The organism is Pseudomonas sp. RV120224-01b, from assembly GCF_003208145.1.
GTDB lineage: Bacteria > Pseudomonadota > Gammaproteobacteria > Pseudomonadales > Pseudomonadaceae > Aquipseudomonas > Aquipseudomonas monteilii.
In genome coordinates, this window is sequence record NZ_QKMQ01000003.1 from 354,646 (window position 1) to 372,426 (window position 17,781).

15 protein-coding genes are annotated in these 17,781 nt (G+C 62.3%); 10 read left to right on the forward strand and 5 right to left on the reverse strand.

Going from position 1 to position 17,781, the window contains the following annotated elements:
• Window positions 1–696, reverse strand: coding sequence for a 3-oxoacid CoA-transferase subunit A (locus N436_RS07650; protein WP_026020319.1), 696 nt, complete (start codon window positions 694–696; stop codon window positions 1–3).
• A gap of 1,904 nt (window positions 697–2,600) precedes the next feature.
• On the opposite strand from N436_RS07650, the gene N436_RS28895 reads away from it, so the two are divergent.
• The 3 genes from N436_RS28895 (at window position 2,601) to N436_RS07665 (ending at window position 4,723) form a co-directional block, all read left to right on the forward strand.
• Window positions 2,601–3,251, forward strand: a complete 651-nt coding sequence (locus tag N436_RS28895) for a methyl-accepting chemotaxis protein (RefSeq protein ID WP_371921622.1) — start codon at window positions 2,601–2,603, stop codon at window positions 3,249–3,251.
• A gap of 33 nt (window positions 3,252–3,284) precedes the next feature.
• Window positions 3,285–3,734 (forward strand): GNAT family N-acetyltransferase, encoded by a 450-nt coding sequence (locus N436_RS07660; RefSeq protein ID WP_105946633.1) that lies wholly within the window; start codon window positions 3,285–3,287, stop codon window positions 3,732–3,734.
• A gap of 110 nt (window positions 3,735–3,844) precedes the next feature.
• Window positions 3,845–4,723 (forward strand): LysR substrate-binding domain-containing protein, encoded by an 879-nt coding sequence (locus N436_RS07665; RefSeq protein WP_110740726.1) that lies wholly within the window; start codon window positions 3,845–3,847, stop codon window positions 4,721–4,723.
• A gap of 65 nt (window positions 4,724–4,788) precedes the next feature.
• Here N436_RS07665 and N436_RS07670 read toward each other — a convergent pair whose 3' ends face one another.
• Entirely contained in the window at window positions 4,789–6,009 is a 1,221-nt protein-coding gene (locus tag N436_RS07670; RefSeq protein ID WP_110740727.1) for an amidohydrolase family protein, read from the reverse strand.
• A gap of 285 nt (window positions 6,010–6,294) precedes the next feature.
• Between N436_RS07670 and N436_RS07675 the strand changes: the two genes are divergently transcribed.
• Complete coding sequence (locus N436_RS07675) at window positions 6,295–7,449, forward strand: MFS transporter (protein WP_110740728.1); 1,155 nt, start codon at window positions 6,295–6,297, stop codon at window positions 7,447–7,449.
• A gap of 36 nt (window positions 7,450–7,485) precedes the next feature.
• Here the strand turns inward: N436_RS07675 and N436_RS07680 are convergent, their stop codons facing one another.
• The 3 genes from N436_RS07680 to N436_RS07690 form a co-directional block, all read right to left on the reverse strand.
• Entirely contained in the window at window positions 7,486–8,379 is an 894-nt protein-coding gene (locus N436_RS07680) for an SMP-30/gluconolactonase/LRE family protein (protein ID WP_110740729.1), read from the reverse strand.
• Window positions 8,380–8,404: 25 nt separating this feature from the next.
• Entirely contained in the window at window positions 8,405–9,223 is an 819-nt protein-coding gene (locus tag N436_RS07685; RefSeq protein WP_105946638.1) for an NAD(P)-dependent oxidoreductase, read from the reverse strand.
• A 75-nt stretch (window positions 9,224–9,298) separates the two neighbouring features.
• A complete protein-coding gene (locus N436_RS07690) occupies window positions 9,299–10,024 on the reverse strand; it encodes an oligogalacturonate-specific porin KdgM family protein (protein WP_016711473.1) in 726 nt (241 codons plus the stop codon).
• 343 nt (window positions 10,025–10,367) lie between these two features.
• On the opposite strand from N436_RS07690, the gene N436_RS07695 reads away from it, so the two are divergent.
• The 6 genes from N436_RS07695 (at window position 10,368) to N436_RS07720 (ending at window position 17,772) form a co-directional block, all read left to right on the forward strand.
• Window positions 10,368–11,522 (forward strand): mandelate racemase family protein, encoded by a 1,155-nt coding sequence (locus N436_RS07695; protein WP_019096746.1) that lies wholly within the window; start codon window positions 10,368–10,370, stop codon window positions 11,520–11,522.
• A gap of 68 nt (window positions 11,523–11,590) precedes the next feature.
• Complete coding sequence (locus N436_RS07700) at window positions 11,591–13,201, forward strand: ABC transporter substrate-binding protein (RefSeq protein ID WP_110740730.1); 1,611 nt, start codon at window positions 11,591–11,593, stop codon at window positions 13,199–13,201.
• Between the two features lie 68 nt (window positions 13,202–13,269).
• Window positions 13,270–14,283: an ABC transporter permease subunit gene (locus tag N436_RS07705; protein WP_016711470.1), complete on the forward strand. Its 1,014-nt coding sequence runs from the start codon at window positions 13,270–13,272 to the stop codon at window positions 14,281–14,283.
• Window positions 14,284–14,333: 50 nt separating this feature from the next.
• Window positions 14,334–15,944, forward strand: a complete 1,611-nt coding sequence (locus N436_RS07710) for an ABC transporter substrate-binding protein (protein WP_110740731.1) — start codon at window positions 14,334–14,336, stop codon at window positions 15,942–15,944.
• Window positions 15,945–16,006: 62 nt separating this feature from the next.
• Entirely contained in the window at window positions 16,007–16,921 is a 915-nt protein-coding gene (locus N436_RS07715; RefSeq protein WP_105946642.1) for an ABC transporter permease, read from the forward strand.
• A gap of 11 nt (window positions 16,922–16,932) precedes the next feature.
• Window positions 16,933–17,772 (forward strand): ABC transporter ATP-binding protein, encoded by an 840-nt coding sequence (locus N436_RS07720; protein ID WP_105946643.1) that lies wholly within the window; start codon window positions 16,933–16,935, stop codon window positions 17,770–17,772.
• Window positions 17,773–17,781: the final 9 nt, after the last annotated feature.

Sequence of the window (17,781 nt, forward strand, 5' to 3'; positions counted from 1 at the left end):
TCAGACAGCGTTGGCGATCGAAGAAGCGGCAGCACCGGTAACGGCGACCACGCGCTGGACGAAGATACCCGGGGTGATGATGTGTTCCGGGTCCAGTTCACCGAGCTCGACAACCTGGTCGACCTGGGCGATGGCGGTCTTGGCGGCCATGGCCATGATCGGGCCGAAGTTGCGGGCGGCCTTGCGGTAGGTCAGGTTGCCCCAGCGGTCGCCCTTGTGCGCCTTGATCAGCGCAAAGTCGGCGTGCAGCGGCATTTCCAGCACGTACATGCGGCCGTCGATTTCACGGGTTTCCTTGCCTTCGGCCAGCAGGGTGCCGTAGCCGGTTGGCGAGAAGAATGCACCAATGCCCGAACCCGCGGCGCGGATACGCTCGGCCAGGTTGCCCTGCGGGACTACTTCCAGCTCGATCTTGCCGGCGCGGTACAGTTCGTCGAACACGTAGGAGTCGGACTGGCGCGGGAACGAGCAGACCACCTTGCGCACGCTGCCTGCCATGAGCAGGGCGGCCAGGCCGATCTCGCCGTTACCGGCGTTGTTGCTGATGATGGTCAGGTCGCGGGCACCGGTGGCAATCAGGCCGTCGATCAGCTCGGACGGCATGCCAGCCGTGCCAAAGCCACCGACCATGATGGTCGAACCGTCGGTAATCCCTTCCACCGCGCTGGCGATGGACTCGTACGTTTTATTGATCAAGGCGAGCTCCTGGTTGTTCCTGGAGTTGTGGTTGTCGGGCTGGCCGGAGCGCGTGAAGCGATGGGGCCTGTCAGCGCTTGAAATTACTTGCTGACTTTCGCTATAGCGTGCCGCAAGATAGGGCAACAGTAGAGGGGGTTTGGCTGAATTCGTGCGATTATCGAACTGTTGTGCGATGTGCGAGCAGTTCCGGAAGCTATTTGCCTCACTCAAATTGAACGTGTGATCCCTTCATTGTTGCCCCTCGCTGGTGCGCTCTGCGCTTCTCTGCCACGGTTCTGCACTGATCAAGTGCAGCAGGCTCGCGAAATCACCCATTAATCACCCCTGCCGCGTTGGCGTGCGACTTGCTATCAGATTGCCATTCGATGTCGCGTATGGTGAAGATAATGTCGCTTTCCAGTGGTTCGATGCAGTTGTCGTCGCATGAAAAGGGCTGGCTGCCGTGGTTTGGTAAAACCGGCAAATTCAGCATGGGCTGGGCGTGCCGCCTTAACCGGGCCAGTTACCCGCAGATCGAGCAAACCTTCGAAGCCATCGCCCACACCCGTGTGCAGTTGCTGCATGAGTGGGCGCGCGAGCAGTGGGAGCATCTGGCCGAGCTGGCCGATCAACTGGCGCCCGGGCTCGCTCAAGTCGATAGCGCGATGTTGCGCAGCACGCTGGCCCAGGCCGAGGACTTTTCCGAACTGTTTATCGTCGATGCCCACGGCAACGTCATCGCTTCGACCTGGCCCCAACGTGGCACGCCGCGTATCGAGCACATGTCAGCCCTGGCACAAGGGCTGAAAGCCCCCTTTCTGCACGGTCCCTACAGCGACCCACTGACCTTGCAGATCGGCCCGTCATCCTCACGCTTTCACGACGAAGTCACGCTGATGTTCTACCAGCCCCTCAGGCACGCGGGCAAAGTGCTCGGTTGCCTGTGCGGGCGGGTGCCCAACGACGTGCTGGGCGATCTGATCCAGCGCGAGGCCGGGCACATCTACCCCGATTCGGGTGACAACTACCTGTTCATGGCGCAATCGCGCTTCGACCTTGCCATTCAGCCTGGCATCGCGCTGTCCCGCTCGCGCTTCGAAGACGCCACCTTCACCCATGGCGAAAACCTAAAGAGCGGCGTGCACACCCCCTGGACCACGGTGCAGGTCCAGCGCCATACCGAACTGGAGCTGCGTTTCACCGACCCCTCCACGCGGGAACTGCACCCGGGCGTAAGGGAGACCATCAGGCGCGGTGAAAACCTGTTCGTGACCTACCCCGGCTATTCGGACTATCGCCACGTACCGGTGGTAGGTAAGGGCGTAACGTTCCAGTTGCCGGGCTCACCCGACCGCTGGGGCATGATGTGCGAGGCAGACCTGGAGGAGGTCTACCGCCGGCGCTCGCTGAGCTACGGTTTGATGAAGCCCTATGTGGCGATCATGGCGGGCCTTTTCGGCTGCAACTACCTGGTGCAGCACTGTGCAGGCCTGCCGCAAGGGCTGAACGACGCGATCGAGGCCGCGAGCATGCTCGGCGCCACGTTGCTGTTCGGTGTGCTCGGGCCCAAGCGCCTGGCGGCCAGGCTGAATGGCATGAGCGGCGTGCTGCGCACCATCGCCGAGGGAGAAGGCAACCTGCGCCAGCGCCTGGACACCAGCACCTTGGCCAACGACGAAAGCGGCGACATGGCGCGCTGGATCAACAGCTTCATCGACCGCCTGGACGCGGTGGTGGGGCAGGTGGTCAAGGCCAGTCGAACCGTCGGCAGCACCAACCAGATGATGCTCGGGCGCAGCCAGGAAGCCAGCGTGAGCTCCGCCGATGTGGCAGACGCCGTGCACCAGATGATGATCATCATGGAAGAGCAGCTTGGCGAGTTGCAGCAGGCCTCGGTCAGTGCCGAGCAGATGAAGCAGGCCATGGACGAAGTGGTCAGCCGCGCACGCGAGCAGTACCTGGCGGTGCAGGCGGGCACGCAGTCGATCCGCGATGTGGTGGCGCGCTCGTCGTCCAGCGTGCAGCGGCTCGACAGCCGCATGGTCGAGATCGACAACATTACCGGGTTGATCAGCGAAATCACCAACCAGACCAACCTGCTGGCGCTCAATGCCGCCATCGAGGCGGCGCGCGCCGGGGAGCATGGCCGTGGCTTTGCAGTGGTGGCCGACGAGGTGCGCAGCCTGGCCGCGCGTACCTCGCGTGCTGCCGACGACATTCGCCATATGGTCGAAAGCCTGCAGGGCGAAACCCGTCAGGCCGTAAGCTTCATGGAGCAGGGCGTGCAGGACGTCGACAACAGTCTGCGCCTCGCCGAGGACGCCTCTTCGGAAAATGTGCAACTGCACCAGGCGGTGGAGGGCATGTTCGCCATCATCCAGCAGCTCAACCGGCGCAGTGTGGAATACGGCAAGACCATCGAGCAGGTCAACCAGTCGTCCAGCGAGATGCGCCAGACCGCCGTGGTGCTGCAAAGCAGTGCGCAGAAGGTGAAGGTGGATGCCGGCAAGTTGCAGAAGCTGGTGGGGCAGTTCGAAGTCAGCGATGATGGCGAACGAGGCGTTGCTGCTTGAGTAACGCACTATCCGGTAACCAGGGAGACCGTCATGATCCGGCTGGCCGTAGCAACCGATGAGCCTGAAGTCAGGCAGTGTGCCGAGCAGGCCTACGCTCGGTATGTGCCACTCATCGGGCGCAAGCCTGCCCCGATGACCGCAGACTTCGCCAGGCAGATAGCGGACGGTGTGGTGTATGTTGCGACGGATGATCGGGCGGTCTTCCAGGGTTTCATTGTGTTCTATGCCGAGCACGGCCACATGCTGCTGGAAAACGTCGCGGTCCTGCCCAGCGCAGCCGGGCAGGGTGTAGGAAAGGCGTTGATCCGCTTCTGTGAAGATGCAGCCCGGCAACAGGGGGTAGGCGCCGTCCATCTCTATACCAACGAGAAGATGACCGAGAACCTGTCGATTTACCCCAAGCTCGGCTATGTGAATGTAGGGCAACGGACGGAAGACGGTTTCAAGCGCGTTTATTTCGAGAAGACCCTGGTGCCCTGACAGGTCGTTCGTGCATGCGTACAAAGCATGCCCCGCACGCGGGCAATGCGTCATGCGCCCCGGCTTCAGGCATCATGTACCCAGCCCTATCGAAAAGCTGAACGCGCCAAATGCCTGAATCCCCCAACCCCAACCGCGCCATCTACGACCTGGACATGCTCCGCACCGTGGTCATGGTGGCCGACTGCGGCAGTTTCACCGCCGCCGCAGCCCGCCTGCATTCCACCCAGTCCACAGTCAGCCAGAAGGTGCGCCGGCTGGAAGAAATGGTCGGCCACCAGCTGCTCGACCGCAGCAACCGCGAGGTGCACCCGACCGACGCCGGTGAAACCCTGCTGCGTTACGCTCGGCACCTGCTGGCGGTGAGCAGCCAGTTGACCGAGGCCATGTCGGGTGGGGTGACGGTAACCGTGCGCATCGGCCTGCCGGACGATTTTGTCGCGGGCAAGACGATGCAGGCGTTGGCGGCGTTCAACCGGCGTAATCCGACGGTGAAACTGGAGATTACCGGTGGCCTTAGCCGTGACCTGATGAGCACCTATGATCGGGGCGAACTGGACCTGGTGTTGATCAAGCAGCGGCGGCACAGCCGTGAGGCCAATGCTTGCCAGCCAGAGCGTATCGAGTGGATCGACAGTGCGCAGTACCCGTGCTTTGCCCAGGACCCGATTCCGCTGGTGACCTTCCCGCCGCGTGGGCTGTACCGGGACGACATGATCAGCGCGGTCGAGGCCATGGGGCGGAGCTGGCGTATCGCATTCACCAGTTCGAGCCTGGCAGGGATTCAGGAGGCCGTCGCCAATGGGTTAGGGGTAAGCCTGTTGCCATTGCGGGTGGTGACGGCGGGGCATCGGGTGCTAGGGGGGGAAGAAGGATTCAAGCCGATTAAGGTGTTTGAGGCGGCGATATTTCATCGGCCGACGGCAGACCCGATGGTTATGGAGTTGGCCGAAATTCTGATTGGAATTTTGCGGGCAGAGGCAGAGTAAGTCTTGGTCTAGTGGCTGTCAGTCAGGGCCATGGGGCGCGAAGCGGCCCCAGGTTTTTTTGCCTGTTAGTGGCGGCGTACTTCTGCAGCAAACTGCGTGGCCTTCAACTGCAAATGCGCAGGCCCGCCCCAGAATGCACCGTGGCGCACGATCACTCGCTCATGAATGGCAGCCGCCACTGCCGCAGCGGCATTCGGTGCCTTGAACAGGATGAAGCTGGCTTCATTGCCCACCTTCAAGCCGTAATCCTTTTTACCCATCACGCCGGCACCCGCTTCGGTCGCCATGTGCAGCGCTACCCGCAGTTCCTCGTCGGTGTTGAAGCCTGAGCGGTAGCTGACCAGCATGGTCCGTTGCAGCATGTCGCCGTTGCCGTAGGGCCACCAGGCATCCTGGATGTTGTCGTTGCCGGTAAACACCCGCACGCCGCCTTTACGCAGGCGTAGGACGGGTGGGAAAGCATGCTCGCCGGGGGCGTTGGTCATGATGGAAATACCGGCGCCAGCCAGCGCTTCGGCGGTGCGGTCGACCACGGCATCGGATACGTCGCCCAGCCCATAGGCGTGGCTGACCGCCACCAGGCCTTGCATGCCCAGTGCCTGGGTGCGGGCGGCGATGCGTTCGAGTTGGGCGATACAGATATCGCCAGGCTCATGCAGGTGGATATCGACCTTCACGCCATGTCGGTCGGCGATGCCGAACACGATGTCGAGCTGGCCATCGGCATCGCCATCAAGGGTGGTCGGGTCGATGCCGCCGACCACCTGCACGCCTTCGCGGATGGCCGCTTCCATCACTTCAGCGGTGCCGGGGCAGGTCACCACTCCGGCCTGGGGGAAGGCCACCAGCTCGATGGCGAGCAGGTCTTTCCACATGTCCCGGGCTTCGAGCATTGCATGCAGGTTGGAAAGGCCGGTGGTGGCGTCCACGTCCACATGGCAACGCATGGCCAGGGTGCCAAACGAGGCGGCCTGGCGCATCAGCGCATCGGCGCGCTCGACGATGGGCGGGGCGCTGGCGAGTTCGCGTTTCTCCACGGCCAGGCGCTCGCGCAGGCTGGCCGCGGGCTGATGCGGGCGCCAGCGATCGCCGACGAAGCTTTTGTCCAGATGGATGTGGCCGTCGACAAAGCCCGGCAGCGCCAGCAGGCCTTCGAGGTCGATGGTTTCGCGGGCGGGTGTGCTGGCGCGTTGCGGGCCGATGTGGGTGATTCGGCCGTTGGTTACGGCAATGTGCAGGGGTAGGCCATCGGCGTCGATGGCGTTGATGAACTCACGGTCGTTCATGATCGGGCCTTTTTTACTAACGGCTTGAGTGACGTACCACGGTAGGGCGGATGCGGGCATGTCTCCAATTAATTATCAGGATTGGGATCAGTGCATTTCTGGATGCAGGCTGGTGAAGTTGCCCTGCATTAAAAAGCCCACTGCATTCGATTCTGATAATTAACTTTCAAAGCGTTCGATCACGGCCCAGGATTGAGCCCCAGATCGGCCCAGCCGCCTGCCATGGCGCCTTCCAGAGCCGGGCCTCACACACAATAAAAACAAATGCCGTGTCGGAGTCCTCCCATGACCTACGATTCCAAGCTGCTGCGTGCCGCGCTGATTTTCATCGCCTGTACTTCCTTCATCGTCTGTGGTGTGCAACCCATCTTCATGGGTTTGGTCACGGAACAATTGAGCCTGTCACTCGACCAGCAAGGCTGGGTGGTGTCGGTCGAGATGATCGGCATGACCCTGGGCACCTTGCTGTGCCCGCTGCTGATGAAGCGCCATGGCGGGCGCAGTCTGTGCCTGTTCGTTGGCGCGCTGTGCGTGGCGTTGAGTATCGCCACCGCCTTTGCCACCACCAACACGATGTTGCTGGCCGTGCGCCTGGCGGCCGGCACCTGTGCGGGGCTGGTCTATGCCTACGCGGTGTGCATGCTGGGCCGCTTGCCCAACCAGGACCGATCGTTCGGGTTGATGCTGTTGCTGCAAACACCGGAATACTCGCTGTTCTCCGCAGCGTTGCCGTTGCTTGCCGCGCAAAGTGGCACGGTGACTGCCTTGTGCGCGTTCGGCCTGTGGTACTTGCTGATCTGCGGCGCCAGCCTGGTGTTGCCGCGCCGTCCGGCGGCGTTGCTGGCCAGTGGCGAAGGCTCACCTGCCCAGGGTGGTTCGGCACGTACCGGGCGTACGGCGCTGGTGGGCATGCTGTTCATGCAGATCGCCATCTACTGCGTGTGGGGCTTCATCGACCAGCTGGCGCGAGACCAGGGTATTAGCGGGGTCGACATCGGTTGGGCGTTCGGCCTGTCGGCCATTGGCGGGTTGCCTGGGGCAGGGCTGCCAAGCCTGCTGGGGGCGCGGGTCAACCGCCAACTGATGATTGCTGTGGGGTTGGTGGCGGTGTTCGTTTCCATCGCCATGCTCACGGGCCATACCCGCACACCGATGCAGTTGTTCGTGGCGTTGTTGCTGATCAACTTTGGCTGGGTGCTGTCACTGTCGTATTACATGGCGCTGATCACCACCAACGACCCGACCGGCAAGCTGACGCCGCTGGTCAGCATCACGTTGATGGGAGCTGCAGCCGTGACGCCCGCACTGATTGCCATGTTGGTGGAGGGCTCCAACCAGCAGTTGATTTTCCTGTTGGGTACCGGGGCGTTGGTGATTGCTTTTGCGGTCACTTGCCTTGGGGTAGGTCGCAGGGGGATGTCCAGCAAGGCGGCTTACTGAGCATACCCCTGGTGTCAGCCATTGCCGGCTCAGGCTTCAGCCCCCGGCAATCGGCTCCGGCAGGCCTTTTACGCCGGGGTTCAGTGCGAACACGCCGCCGGCCAGTGGCTGGTCGCTCAGGTCGATGCCTTGTGGGCGAATCGACGTCACGAACAGCGTATCCAGCTGCGGGCCACCGAATGCGCACATGGTCGGTTTCTTCACCGGTAGCGGCAGGGCGCGGTCCAGTTTGCCTTCGGGGGTGAAGCGCAGTACCTGGCCGGCATCGATCGCACAGATCCAATAGCAACCTTCGGCATCCACCGCGGCCCCGTCCGGTCGGCCGGCGTGCTGGTTCATGTCGACGAAGATTCGGCGGTTGTGCGGTGTGCCGCTGTCGATGTCGTAGTCGAAGGCCCAGATCAGCTGGACGCTGGGGTGTGAGTCGGAGATATACAGTGTTTTGCCGTCCGGGCTGAAGGCCATGCCGTTGGGCACGATCAGCTTGTCCAGTCGTGCTTGCAATGGTTTTACCGTTGCGTCTGCCGTCGCGTCATACCGGTAAAGCGCACCCACCGGCTCGGCGCCCATGTTTGTTTGCATCGTACCGGCCCAGAAGCGCCCTTGGCGGTCACAGCGCCCGTCATTGAAGCGCATGCCGGGCCTGGCGTGTTCGACACTGGCACGTTTGTCGGCCAGCAGGCGGCCGTCTGCCTGGGGGGTGAGGTGGAAGATCCCGCTCTCCTGTGCCCCCAGCCAATGGCCTTGCTGGCTGCGGACAATGCAGCCCAGCATTTCGTCTGCGGTCCAGTGGGTTGTCTGGCCGTCCATCTGCCAGCGGTGCAGGCGACCTGCCGGTATATCCACCCAGTACAAGGCATTTTCCTGCGGGTGCCAGACCGGGCTCTCGCCCGTGGCATTGCGTGCGTCGGTAATCAGTTCGGCTGTCATGGAAGCATTCTGCGCTCTATCGGGGTCAGTCGCCAAAAGGGCCGGCAGCGGTGAAGGCGCCGCCTTGCAGATGGGCCGTCGGGTCATTTGCTGCGGGCTTTGGCTGCTGCTCCAGTGCCGGGCGGAAGCGCTCCGCGCTGTCCTTCGGGTTGAAGTCCAGGTGTGCGGCGTGGCGGTTGTTCCACCACAGGTCGCGGTTGGCCGAGACGCCATACACCACGGTGTGGCCAACGTTCTCGGCCAGCAATGCGCGCTCCACCAGGTGTGCCAGGTCTGCGTAGCTCAGCCAGGTGGACAACATGCGGACATTGCGGGGTTCGGGGAATGAAGAGCCGATGCGCAGGCTGACCGTTTCGATGCCGTAGCGATGGAAGTAGAACGTCGCCAGGTCTTCGCCGTAGGCCTTCGACAGCCCGTAATAGCAGTCTGGCCGGCGTGGCGAATGCGCATCCACTTGTTCGTCCTGAGGGTAAAAGCCGGTGACATGGTTGGAGCTGGCGAACACCACGCGTTTGATGCCGTGCTTACGGGCGGCCTCATAGATGTGGAAGGTGCCGACGATGTTGGCTTGCAGAATTTCTTCGAAGGCGCGCTCGGTGGAGATGCCTCCCAGGTGCACGATGGCGTCTACATCCTTGGCCAGGGCCAGTACGCCGGCCTTGTCCGCCAGGTCGCAGTTGATGACTTCTTCATGCTCGCCCGTAGCTGTTGCCATGGGGCTGATGTCCGATGCGCGCACGATGGTGGCGTGCGCTTGCAGTGCTTCGCGAAGCACGTGCCCGAGCCCGCCGGCGGCACCGGTGAGCAGCAGGCGGTTGAAGGGTTTGCGTGTGATCTTGGTCATTGTCTTGGGGCCTTTTACTGAAACGGCATGAAGGTGCCGTGGGGGAACGACACCGGCATGGGTGGGCGGTTGCCCTTACAGGAAGTTGTACTGGATGCCCAGGCGCCAACGGGCCTGGCGATCGTCCGTGTAGCTGTTGACCTTGATGTCACCCACTTCCATGAACGGTGCCCACTGCTTGTTGAGCTTGTACTTGATGATCAGGTTCTGCTCGTAGTCGCGCTTCTTGTTGTCGTAGCGGATGTAGTCGGTGGTGAAGTGGATGTACTGGTACTCGAATGCCCACGGCCCGCTGGGGGTGTAGCCGAGCCAGCCTTCAAGGCGGGTGGTGTTCTGGTCGTCCTTGGCGCGGTCAGCCTTGCTGTGGTCGACCTGATCCCGGTCGAGGCTACGGGCGTCGTGGCGCACGCGGGTGGCGACATACCAGGTGTCGCTGAGCTTGTAGCTGTACTTCAAACCGAACTTGTAGGTGGTCGCATCCTTGGAACTGTCCATCTGGAAGGCGGGAGTCCAGGTCGACTTGGGGCTGGTCTTGTAGTTGTAGTCCACGGTGAACTCATGGCCGTTGTTGACCATGTTGTCGTAGGCGACGTCTTCGCGGTCGCCGGCAGTCTTGTATTTGATTTCTGCGGCAAACCCCAGGCCGCTGTCCTTGCGGTAACTCAGCTTTATCCGGTCGGAGTGAATGCTGTCGTCTTCGGTGAAGCCGTGCCGGTAGTTGATGCTGGCGGAGTCCGCGCAGGCGTAGAACGACAGGCCGAGCGTACTGGCGGCGATGAGGCGGCGAAGTGTGATGTTCATGCGATCTCTTTTTTTGTTTTTGTTGAGGACGTGATGAGGCGTGTGAGCAAGGTGGGGTGAGGTGGTGAGCGCTCCGTGATTTTTCAAATAAGTTATCGTACGACTGTGAGGCTGTCTACGAATTATTGAAATGTTGTCTGATCACCTGTTTTGATGGCTCTATTTCGGTGCTTTCAGCTATTGCAATGCTTTGTGATGGGGTTCTCATGATTGCCGTAAGCATCATGAATCGGGGTTTTTCGCGACTTTAAAGTCATGCTTTTCAAATGTTGTATGATGACGTAGGATGACCTCCAGAGCGTGACTCACCCGCCACAAATCCAATAAGAAGGCTCAGACGTCCATGATCATTACTGCTGTAAACGTCCAGGTGTTTTCCTACCCCACGCGCCGCGCCGTAGACAGCGCCGGCCATGCCCACCCAGGTGATGTGACCCAGGCCAGAATGGCCCTGCTGCGCATCAGGACCGAGTGCGGCAGCGAAGGCTATGCGCTGGGTGCGCCCGAACTCATTCGCCCTTATGTGTTGGATAATTTCGTGCGCAAGGTGCTGGTTGGCGCCAATGCCTTCGACCGTGAAAAAATCTGGCATGACCTGGCTCATTGGCAGCGCGGCAGCGCCAGCCAGCTGACCGACCGTGCCCTGGCGCTGGTCGAACAGGCACTGTGGGACTGGGCCGGGCGCAAGCTGAACCTGCCCGTGCACAAGCTGATTGGTGGCTACCGCGACAAGGTGCCGGCCTATGGCTCGACCATGTGCGGTGATGAGTTGCCGGGCGGCCTGTCGACGCCGGAGGAGTACGGCCGCTTCGCCGAAACCCTGGTCAAGCGCGGCTACAAGGCCATCAAGCTGCACACCTGGATGCCACCGGTGTCGTTCGCGCCCAGCGTGAGCATGGACATCAAGGCATGCGCCGCCGTACGCGAGGCCGTGGGCCCGGACATCGCGCTGATGATCGATGGCTATCACTGGTACAGCCGTACCGAGGCCCTCACCATCGGCCGCGCCCTGGAAAAGCTCGACTTCGCCTGGTTCGAAGAGCCGATGATGGAAGACTCCGCCGAGTCCTACGCCTGGCTGGCCGGGCAGCTGGATATCCCGGTGCTTGGCCCGGAAAGCCTCGGCGGCAAGCACCTGAGCCGGGCCAGCTGGGTGAAGAACGATGTGTGCGACATCCTGCGAGCGGGGGTTGCTGGTGTGGGGGGCATTGCACCGTGCCTGAAGGTTGCGCACATGGCCGAATCGTTCGGCATGGATTGCGAGATCCATGGCAACGGTGCCGCCAACCTGGCGGTCGTGGGGGCGATCAAGAACTGCACCTGGTACGAGCGCGGCCTGCTGCACCCGTACCTTGACTATGACGAGGTGCCTGCCTACCTCAAACGCCTGGTCGACCCGATGGACGAAGACGGCTTCGTGCACCTGTCGAACTTGCCGGGCCTGGGTGAGGACATCGACTTCGACTACGTCGAAACCAATACGCTGCAGAGCTTCTGATTCGTCATGGCGGCACGCGTCGCTGCGTGCCGCCCGAGCGTCCAATAACTATAAGAAGGCGATCTCACATGAGCGTTATCCCCACACTCTGGGCGGGGGTCTTTGCTGCGTCTCTGGCGCTGACCTCGGTACCTGCTGCTTTTGCAAAAACCCCGGCCGATCAGTTGATCGTCGGCATGAGCATGATCAACCTGCTGTCCCTCGACCCGGCGGCAGCCACCGGGCTGGATGTGTCCGAGGTCAATGCCAACCTCTACGACATGCTGCTGGTGCAGGACGTGCGGCAGCCGGACCGGCTGCTGCCGGCCCTGGCTGAAAGCTGGCAGGTCAGCGATGACCGCAAGACCCTCACGTTCAACCTGCGCAAGGGCGTGACGTTCCAGTCCGGTAACCCGCTGAGTGCCGAGGATGTCGCCTGGTCGCTGCAGCGTGTACTCAAACTCAATCTGGCGTTGGCGTCGACCTGGAAGGCCTACGGGTTTTCGGCGGGCAATGTCGACCAGCACATGCGCGCTGTTGATGACGCTACTTTCGTGATCGAGCTGCCACGGCCGACTGACCCGTTGCTGGTGCTCAATACCCTGGCAACCTCGCCCAGCGCTTTCATCCTCGACCGCAAGGTGGTGCAGCAGCACCAGAAGGGCGATGACATGGGCAGTGCCTGGCTGACCACCCACGCGGCGGGCAGTGGGCCGTTCGTGCTCAAGGAGTGGCGCGCCAACGATGTCATCCTGATGAACCGTTTTGATGGGTACTGGGGCGGCCCGGCCAAGCTCAAGCGCATCGTCATGCGCAACATGACCGAGTCGCAGTCACTGCGCTTGATGGTGGAGCGGGGCGACCTGGACCTGGCCAAAGGCATGTCCGCGCCAGACATCGAGGCGCTGGAGAAGTCTGACAACGTTCGCACCCAGACCGTGCAGCGCGGAACCTTGTACTACGTGGCCCTCAGCGTGAAGAACAAGCCCTACGACGATGTGCGCGTACGCCGGGCGGTGCGTTCGCTGATCGACTATCAAGGCATCAACCAGACGGTGATGCCGCACTATGGCCAGCTCAATCAGCGCCCGCTACCGCTTGGCCTGCCAGCACGGCTGGATGACCCGGGCTATGCCCTGAACGTGGCCGAAGCGAAAAAGCTGCTGGCCGAAGCCGGTTACCCCGAGGGTTTCAAGACCACCATCCGTGTGCTCACCGAGCCGCCCTTCATCAACATTGCGTCCAGCCTGCAGTCGACCCTGGCCCAGGCCGGTATCAAGGCCACCATCGTCACCGGTACCGGCAACCAGATCTACGGTGCCATGCGTGAGCGCAGCTTCGACATCCTGGTCGGGCGCGGTGGTGGTGGCGCTGAGCGGCACCCGCATTCAAGCCTGCGCACCCTGGTGTACAACCCGGACAACCGCGACGAAGCCAAGCTGAGCAACTTCCAGGGCTGGCGTACCTCGTTCTACAGCCCCGAGCTGAACCGCCTGATCGAGCAGGCGGAAGTCGAGCCCGACAAGGCGCAGCAGCTGGCTCAGTACCAGCAAATCCAGAAAACCCTGGACGAGCAGGTGGGGGCCATCCTGCCCGTGTCGCAGATGACCGACACCGTGGTGCTTTACCACGATGTGCAGGACTACCAGGGCCATACCGCGGCCACCACCCGTTACAAAGACGTCTACAAGTCGCGTTGAGGCAAAGCCTGCGTGATTGGTGAATGCTTTTTCAGGAGCCTGTTATGTTTGCTTCGACTGCCTCTGTAATGGGTGCCCGTGTCTCGGGCACCGCTCGCCGGGCCAGCACGGTGCTGGTGACCTTGCTTGGCCTGCTGGCGCTGACGTTCTTCATCGGACGGGTCATGCCGCTGGACCCGGTGCTGGCAGTGGTCGGCCCGGATGCCGACAGCTCCACCTACGACCAGGTGTACCGGGCGATGGGCCTGGACAAACCGATCTGGGTCCAGTTCGGGCTCTACCTGAACGACTTGCTGCATGGCGACTTCGGCAATGCGCTGCTCACCGGCCACCCGGTGCTCGAAGACATCAAGCGCGTGTTCCCGGCCACCATCGAACTGGCGACCCTGGCAATCCTGTTCGGCGTGCTGATCGGCCTGCCGTTGGGGGTGGTCGCGGCCAGCAACCAGGGCCGGGTCGGCGACCACGTGGCGCGGGTGATTACCCTGTTCGGCTATTCCACCCCCATTTTCTGGGTCGGCATGATGGGCCTGCTGGTTTTCTATGCCTGGCTGGGTTGGGCAGGTGGGGCAGGGCGCATCGACCTGGCCTATGACGGCATGGTCGATGAGGTTACCGGCCTGCTGCTGATCGACACGGCACTGGCGCGTGACTGGGAGGCCTTCACCAGCGCGTTGCGCCATATTGTCCTGCCGGCGTTGATCCTGGGGCTGAACTCGGTGGCCTACATCAGCCGCATGACCCGTAGCTTCATGCTCGAGCAGCTGTCGCAGGAATACATCATCACCGCCAGGGTCAAGGGGCTTTCACGGCGCCAGGTGGTCTGGAACCACGCGTTCCGCAACATCCTCGTGCAGTTGCTCACGGTGGTCGCCCTGGCCTATGGCTCGTTGCTGGAGGGGGCGGTGCTGATCGAAACCGTGTTTGCCTGGCCCGGTTTCGGCCAGTACCTCACCAGCAGCCTGATGCTCGGTGACATGAACGCGGTGATGGGCTGCGTGTTGATCATCGGCCTGATCTTCGTCGCACTCAACCTGATCAGCGACGCCCTGTACAAGGTGTTCGACCCAAGGACCCGCTAGCCCCCAATCAGCGTGAACACATTGAATAACTATAAAAAGAAGGATGCCCCATGAAGACTGTATTCCCACCGCTGCGCATGGCTGTGCTGGGCGCGGCGCTGCTGCTCGGCCCGCTCGCGGCGGTGCAGGCGAAAACCCCTGCCGACCAGCTGATCGTCGGCATGAGCATGGTCAACCTGTTCTCCATCGACCCGGCCAACGCCCCCGGCCTGGATGCCTCTGGCATCAACGCCAATCTCTACGACACACTCATCAAGCGCGACCAGGGCAACCCGGACAAGCACCTGCCGCAACTGGCCGAACGCTGGGATATCAGCGAAGACGGCAAGCAGATCACCTTCCACCTGCGCACTGATGTCACGTTCCATTCCGGCAACCCGCTCACTGCCGAGGATGTGGCCTGGTCGCTGTACCGGGTGATGAAGCTCAACTATGGCCTGGCCACCACCTGGAAGGCGTACGGCTACAGTGTCGATAACATTCAAACGCTGATCCGCGCGACCGATAGCCATACCCTGGTGGTCGACCTGCCGCAGCCGGTAGACCCTTTGCTGGTGATCGACTCGCTGGCCGTGTCGCCCAGCGCCGTGGTGGTCGACCGCCAGCAAGTGCTCAAGCATGAGAAGAACGGCGACCTGGGCGCGGCCTGGCTGGTCACCAACGAAGCCGGCAGCGGGCCGTTCACCCTGACCAAATGGAGTGCCAACGATGCGCTGGTGATGACCCGCTTCGACGGATACTGGGCTGGCCCGGCCAAGATGAAACGGGTGCTGGTCCGCCACATGACCGAGTCGCAGTCGCTGCGCCTGATGCTCGAACGCGGCGACCTGGACCTGGCCTATGGCATGGCGGCGCCGGATATCAAGGCCATTGAAAGCTCGGACAAACTCCAGGTGCAGGCTCTGCAGCGCGGCACTATGTACTACGTCGCGATGAGCATGAAGCAGCCGGAGTTCGCCAACCGCAAAGTCCGCGAAGCGGTGCGCAACCTGATCGACTACCAAGGCCTGGACCAGCAGGTGATGCCGCATTACGGCAAGCTCAACCAGCAACCGATGCAGCTTGGGCTCGAGGCCCGGTTGCCCGACCCTGGCTACAAGCTGGATGTTGCCAAAGCCAAGGCACTGCTGGCCGAGGCGGGCTACCCACAAGGTTTCAGCACAACCATCCGCACGCTGTCCGAACCGCCCTTCATCGATATCGCCGCACGCATGCAGTCGACCCTGGCCGAAGGTGGCATCAAGGCCAACATCGTCACCGGTACCGGCAACCAGGTGTATGGCGCCATGCGCGCGCGCAACTTTGAAATGATCGTGGCGCGGGGCGCCGAGCGTTACCCGCACCCGTATTTCAGCCTGCGCACCTTCGTCTACAACCCCGACAACAGTGACAGCGCTGGCCTGCCCAACTTCCAGGGCTGGCGAGCGTCGTTCTTCAGCCCCCCGCTGAATGACCTGATCGACCGGGTAGGTGTCGAGCGCGATGCGGCCAAACGCCTGGGCATGTACCAGCAGGCGCAGAAGCTTTACGACGACGAGGTGGGGCCGATCATGATGATTTCCCAGATGACCGACACCGCAGTGAGCGCAGCCGACGTCAAGGGCTTCAGCGGCGATGACGCCGAGGCCACCCGCTACCTGGGCGTCTACAAGCAACGTTGAGAACCACCCGGGGCACCTGCGGGTACCCCGAGTGGCCATGACTCCACATCGAGAACATGCCGATGATTGCCAACATCTCTTCCACCGAAACCACCGCCAAGCGGCAGGCCGACGCCCCCGCGTCCAGCCTTGAGGCCCTTGGCAAAAGCAGCCTTCGGGTGCTGCGCCTGCTGGTGCGCAACCCGATGACCCTGGCAGGCCTGCTGGTGGCCTTGCTGCTGGTCGTGGTGGCGGCGTTCGCGCCGTGGATTGCCACCCACGACCCGGTCATCCAGAACCTGGCCAACGCCTTGCAGGCACCCAGTGCCGCGCACTGGTTCGGCACCGACGAATACGGCCGGGACATCTTCAGCCGGTTGGTCTATGGCGCACGCATCACCCTCTACATCATCGCCCTGGTGACGGTCATCGTCGGCCCCATCGGGCTGTTCATCGGCACGGTGTCGGGCTATTTCGGCGGCATTGTCGATACCGTGTTCATGCGCGTCACCGATATTTTCATTTCGTTCCCCAGCCTGGTGCTGGCGCTGGCCTTCATCGCTGCACTGGGCCCTGGCCTTGAGCATGCGGTGGTGGCTATCGCGTTAACCTCCTGGCCACCGATCGCACGGCTGGCCCGCGCCGAAACCCTGTCGCTGCGCAAGGCCGACTTCGTGGTGGCTGTCGAGCTGCAGGGCGCGTCGTCGACCCGCATCATCCTGCGCCACATCGTGCCTATGTGCCTGTCGTCGGTGATCATCCGCCTGACCATGAACATGGCCGGCATCATCCTCACGGCGGCGGCGCTGGGCTTCCTCGGCCTGGGGGCGCAGGCGCCCTTGCCGGAGTGGGGGGCGATGATCTCCACGGGGCGGCGCTACATGCTTGAGTGCTGGTGGCTGGTAGCGGTGCCCGGTGCGGCAATCATGCTGGTGAGCCTGGCGTTCAACCTGCTGGGCGATGGCCTGCGGGACATTCTCGACCCGCGTAGCGAGTAACCGGAGGCTTTATGTCAGCAGTCAAACTCAATGTCGAATCGCTCAATGTGCGCTTCGTCAATGGCAAGAAAGTGATGCACGCAGTGCGTGATGTGTCGTTCACCCTGGGCCGGGAAAAGCTCGCCATCGTCGGTGAGTCCGGCTCGGGCAAGTCCACGGTTGGCCGCAGCTTGCTCAAGCTGCACCCTGGCAGCGCGCAGATCACCGCAAAGGCCCTGCAGTTCGGCGATGTCGACCTGCTCAGTGCCAGCGAAAAGGCCATGCAGAAAATTCGCGGCCAGCGTATTTCGATGATCATGCAAGACCCCAAGTACTCGCTCAACCCGGTGGTGCGTGTGGGGGACCAGATTGCCGAAGCCTACCTGGCACACCACAAGGCCAGCCGCAGCGAGGCCCGTGAACGGGTGCTGCAGATGCTCGACAAGGTGCATATCCGCGACCCGAAGCGCGTCTACGACCTTTATCCGCATGAGGTGAGCGGCGGCATGGGCCAGCGCATCATGATTGCGATGATGGTCATCACCAACCCGGAAGTGATCATTGCCGACGAACCGACCTCGGCGCTGGATGTGTCGGTACGCCAGCAGGTGCTCAACGTGCTCGAAGAGCTGGTGGTAGAGCAGCAGATGGGGCTGATCTTCGTCAGCCACGACCTGAACCTGGTGCGCAATTACTGTGACCGTGTGCTGGTGATGTATGCCGGGCGCGTGGTGGAGTCGCTGGCTGCCAGCGACCTGCACCGTGCCGAACACCCCTACACCCGAGGCCTGCTGGCCGCCTTGCCAAGCATGGACAACCGCCGCCCGCGTTTGCCTGTGTTGCAACGCGACCCGCTGTGGCTCTCCTGCTGAGGTAACTGA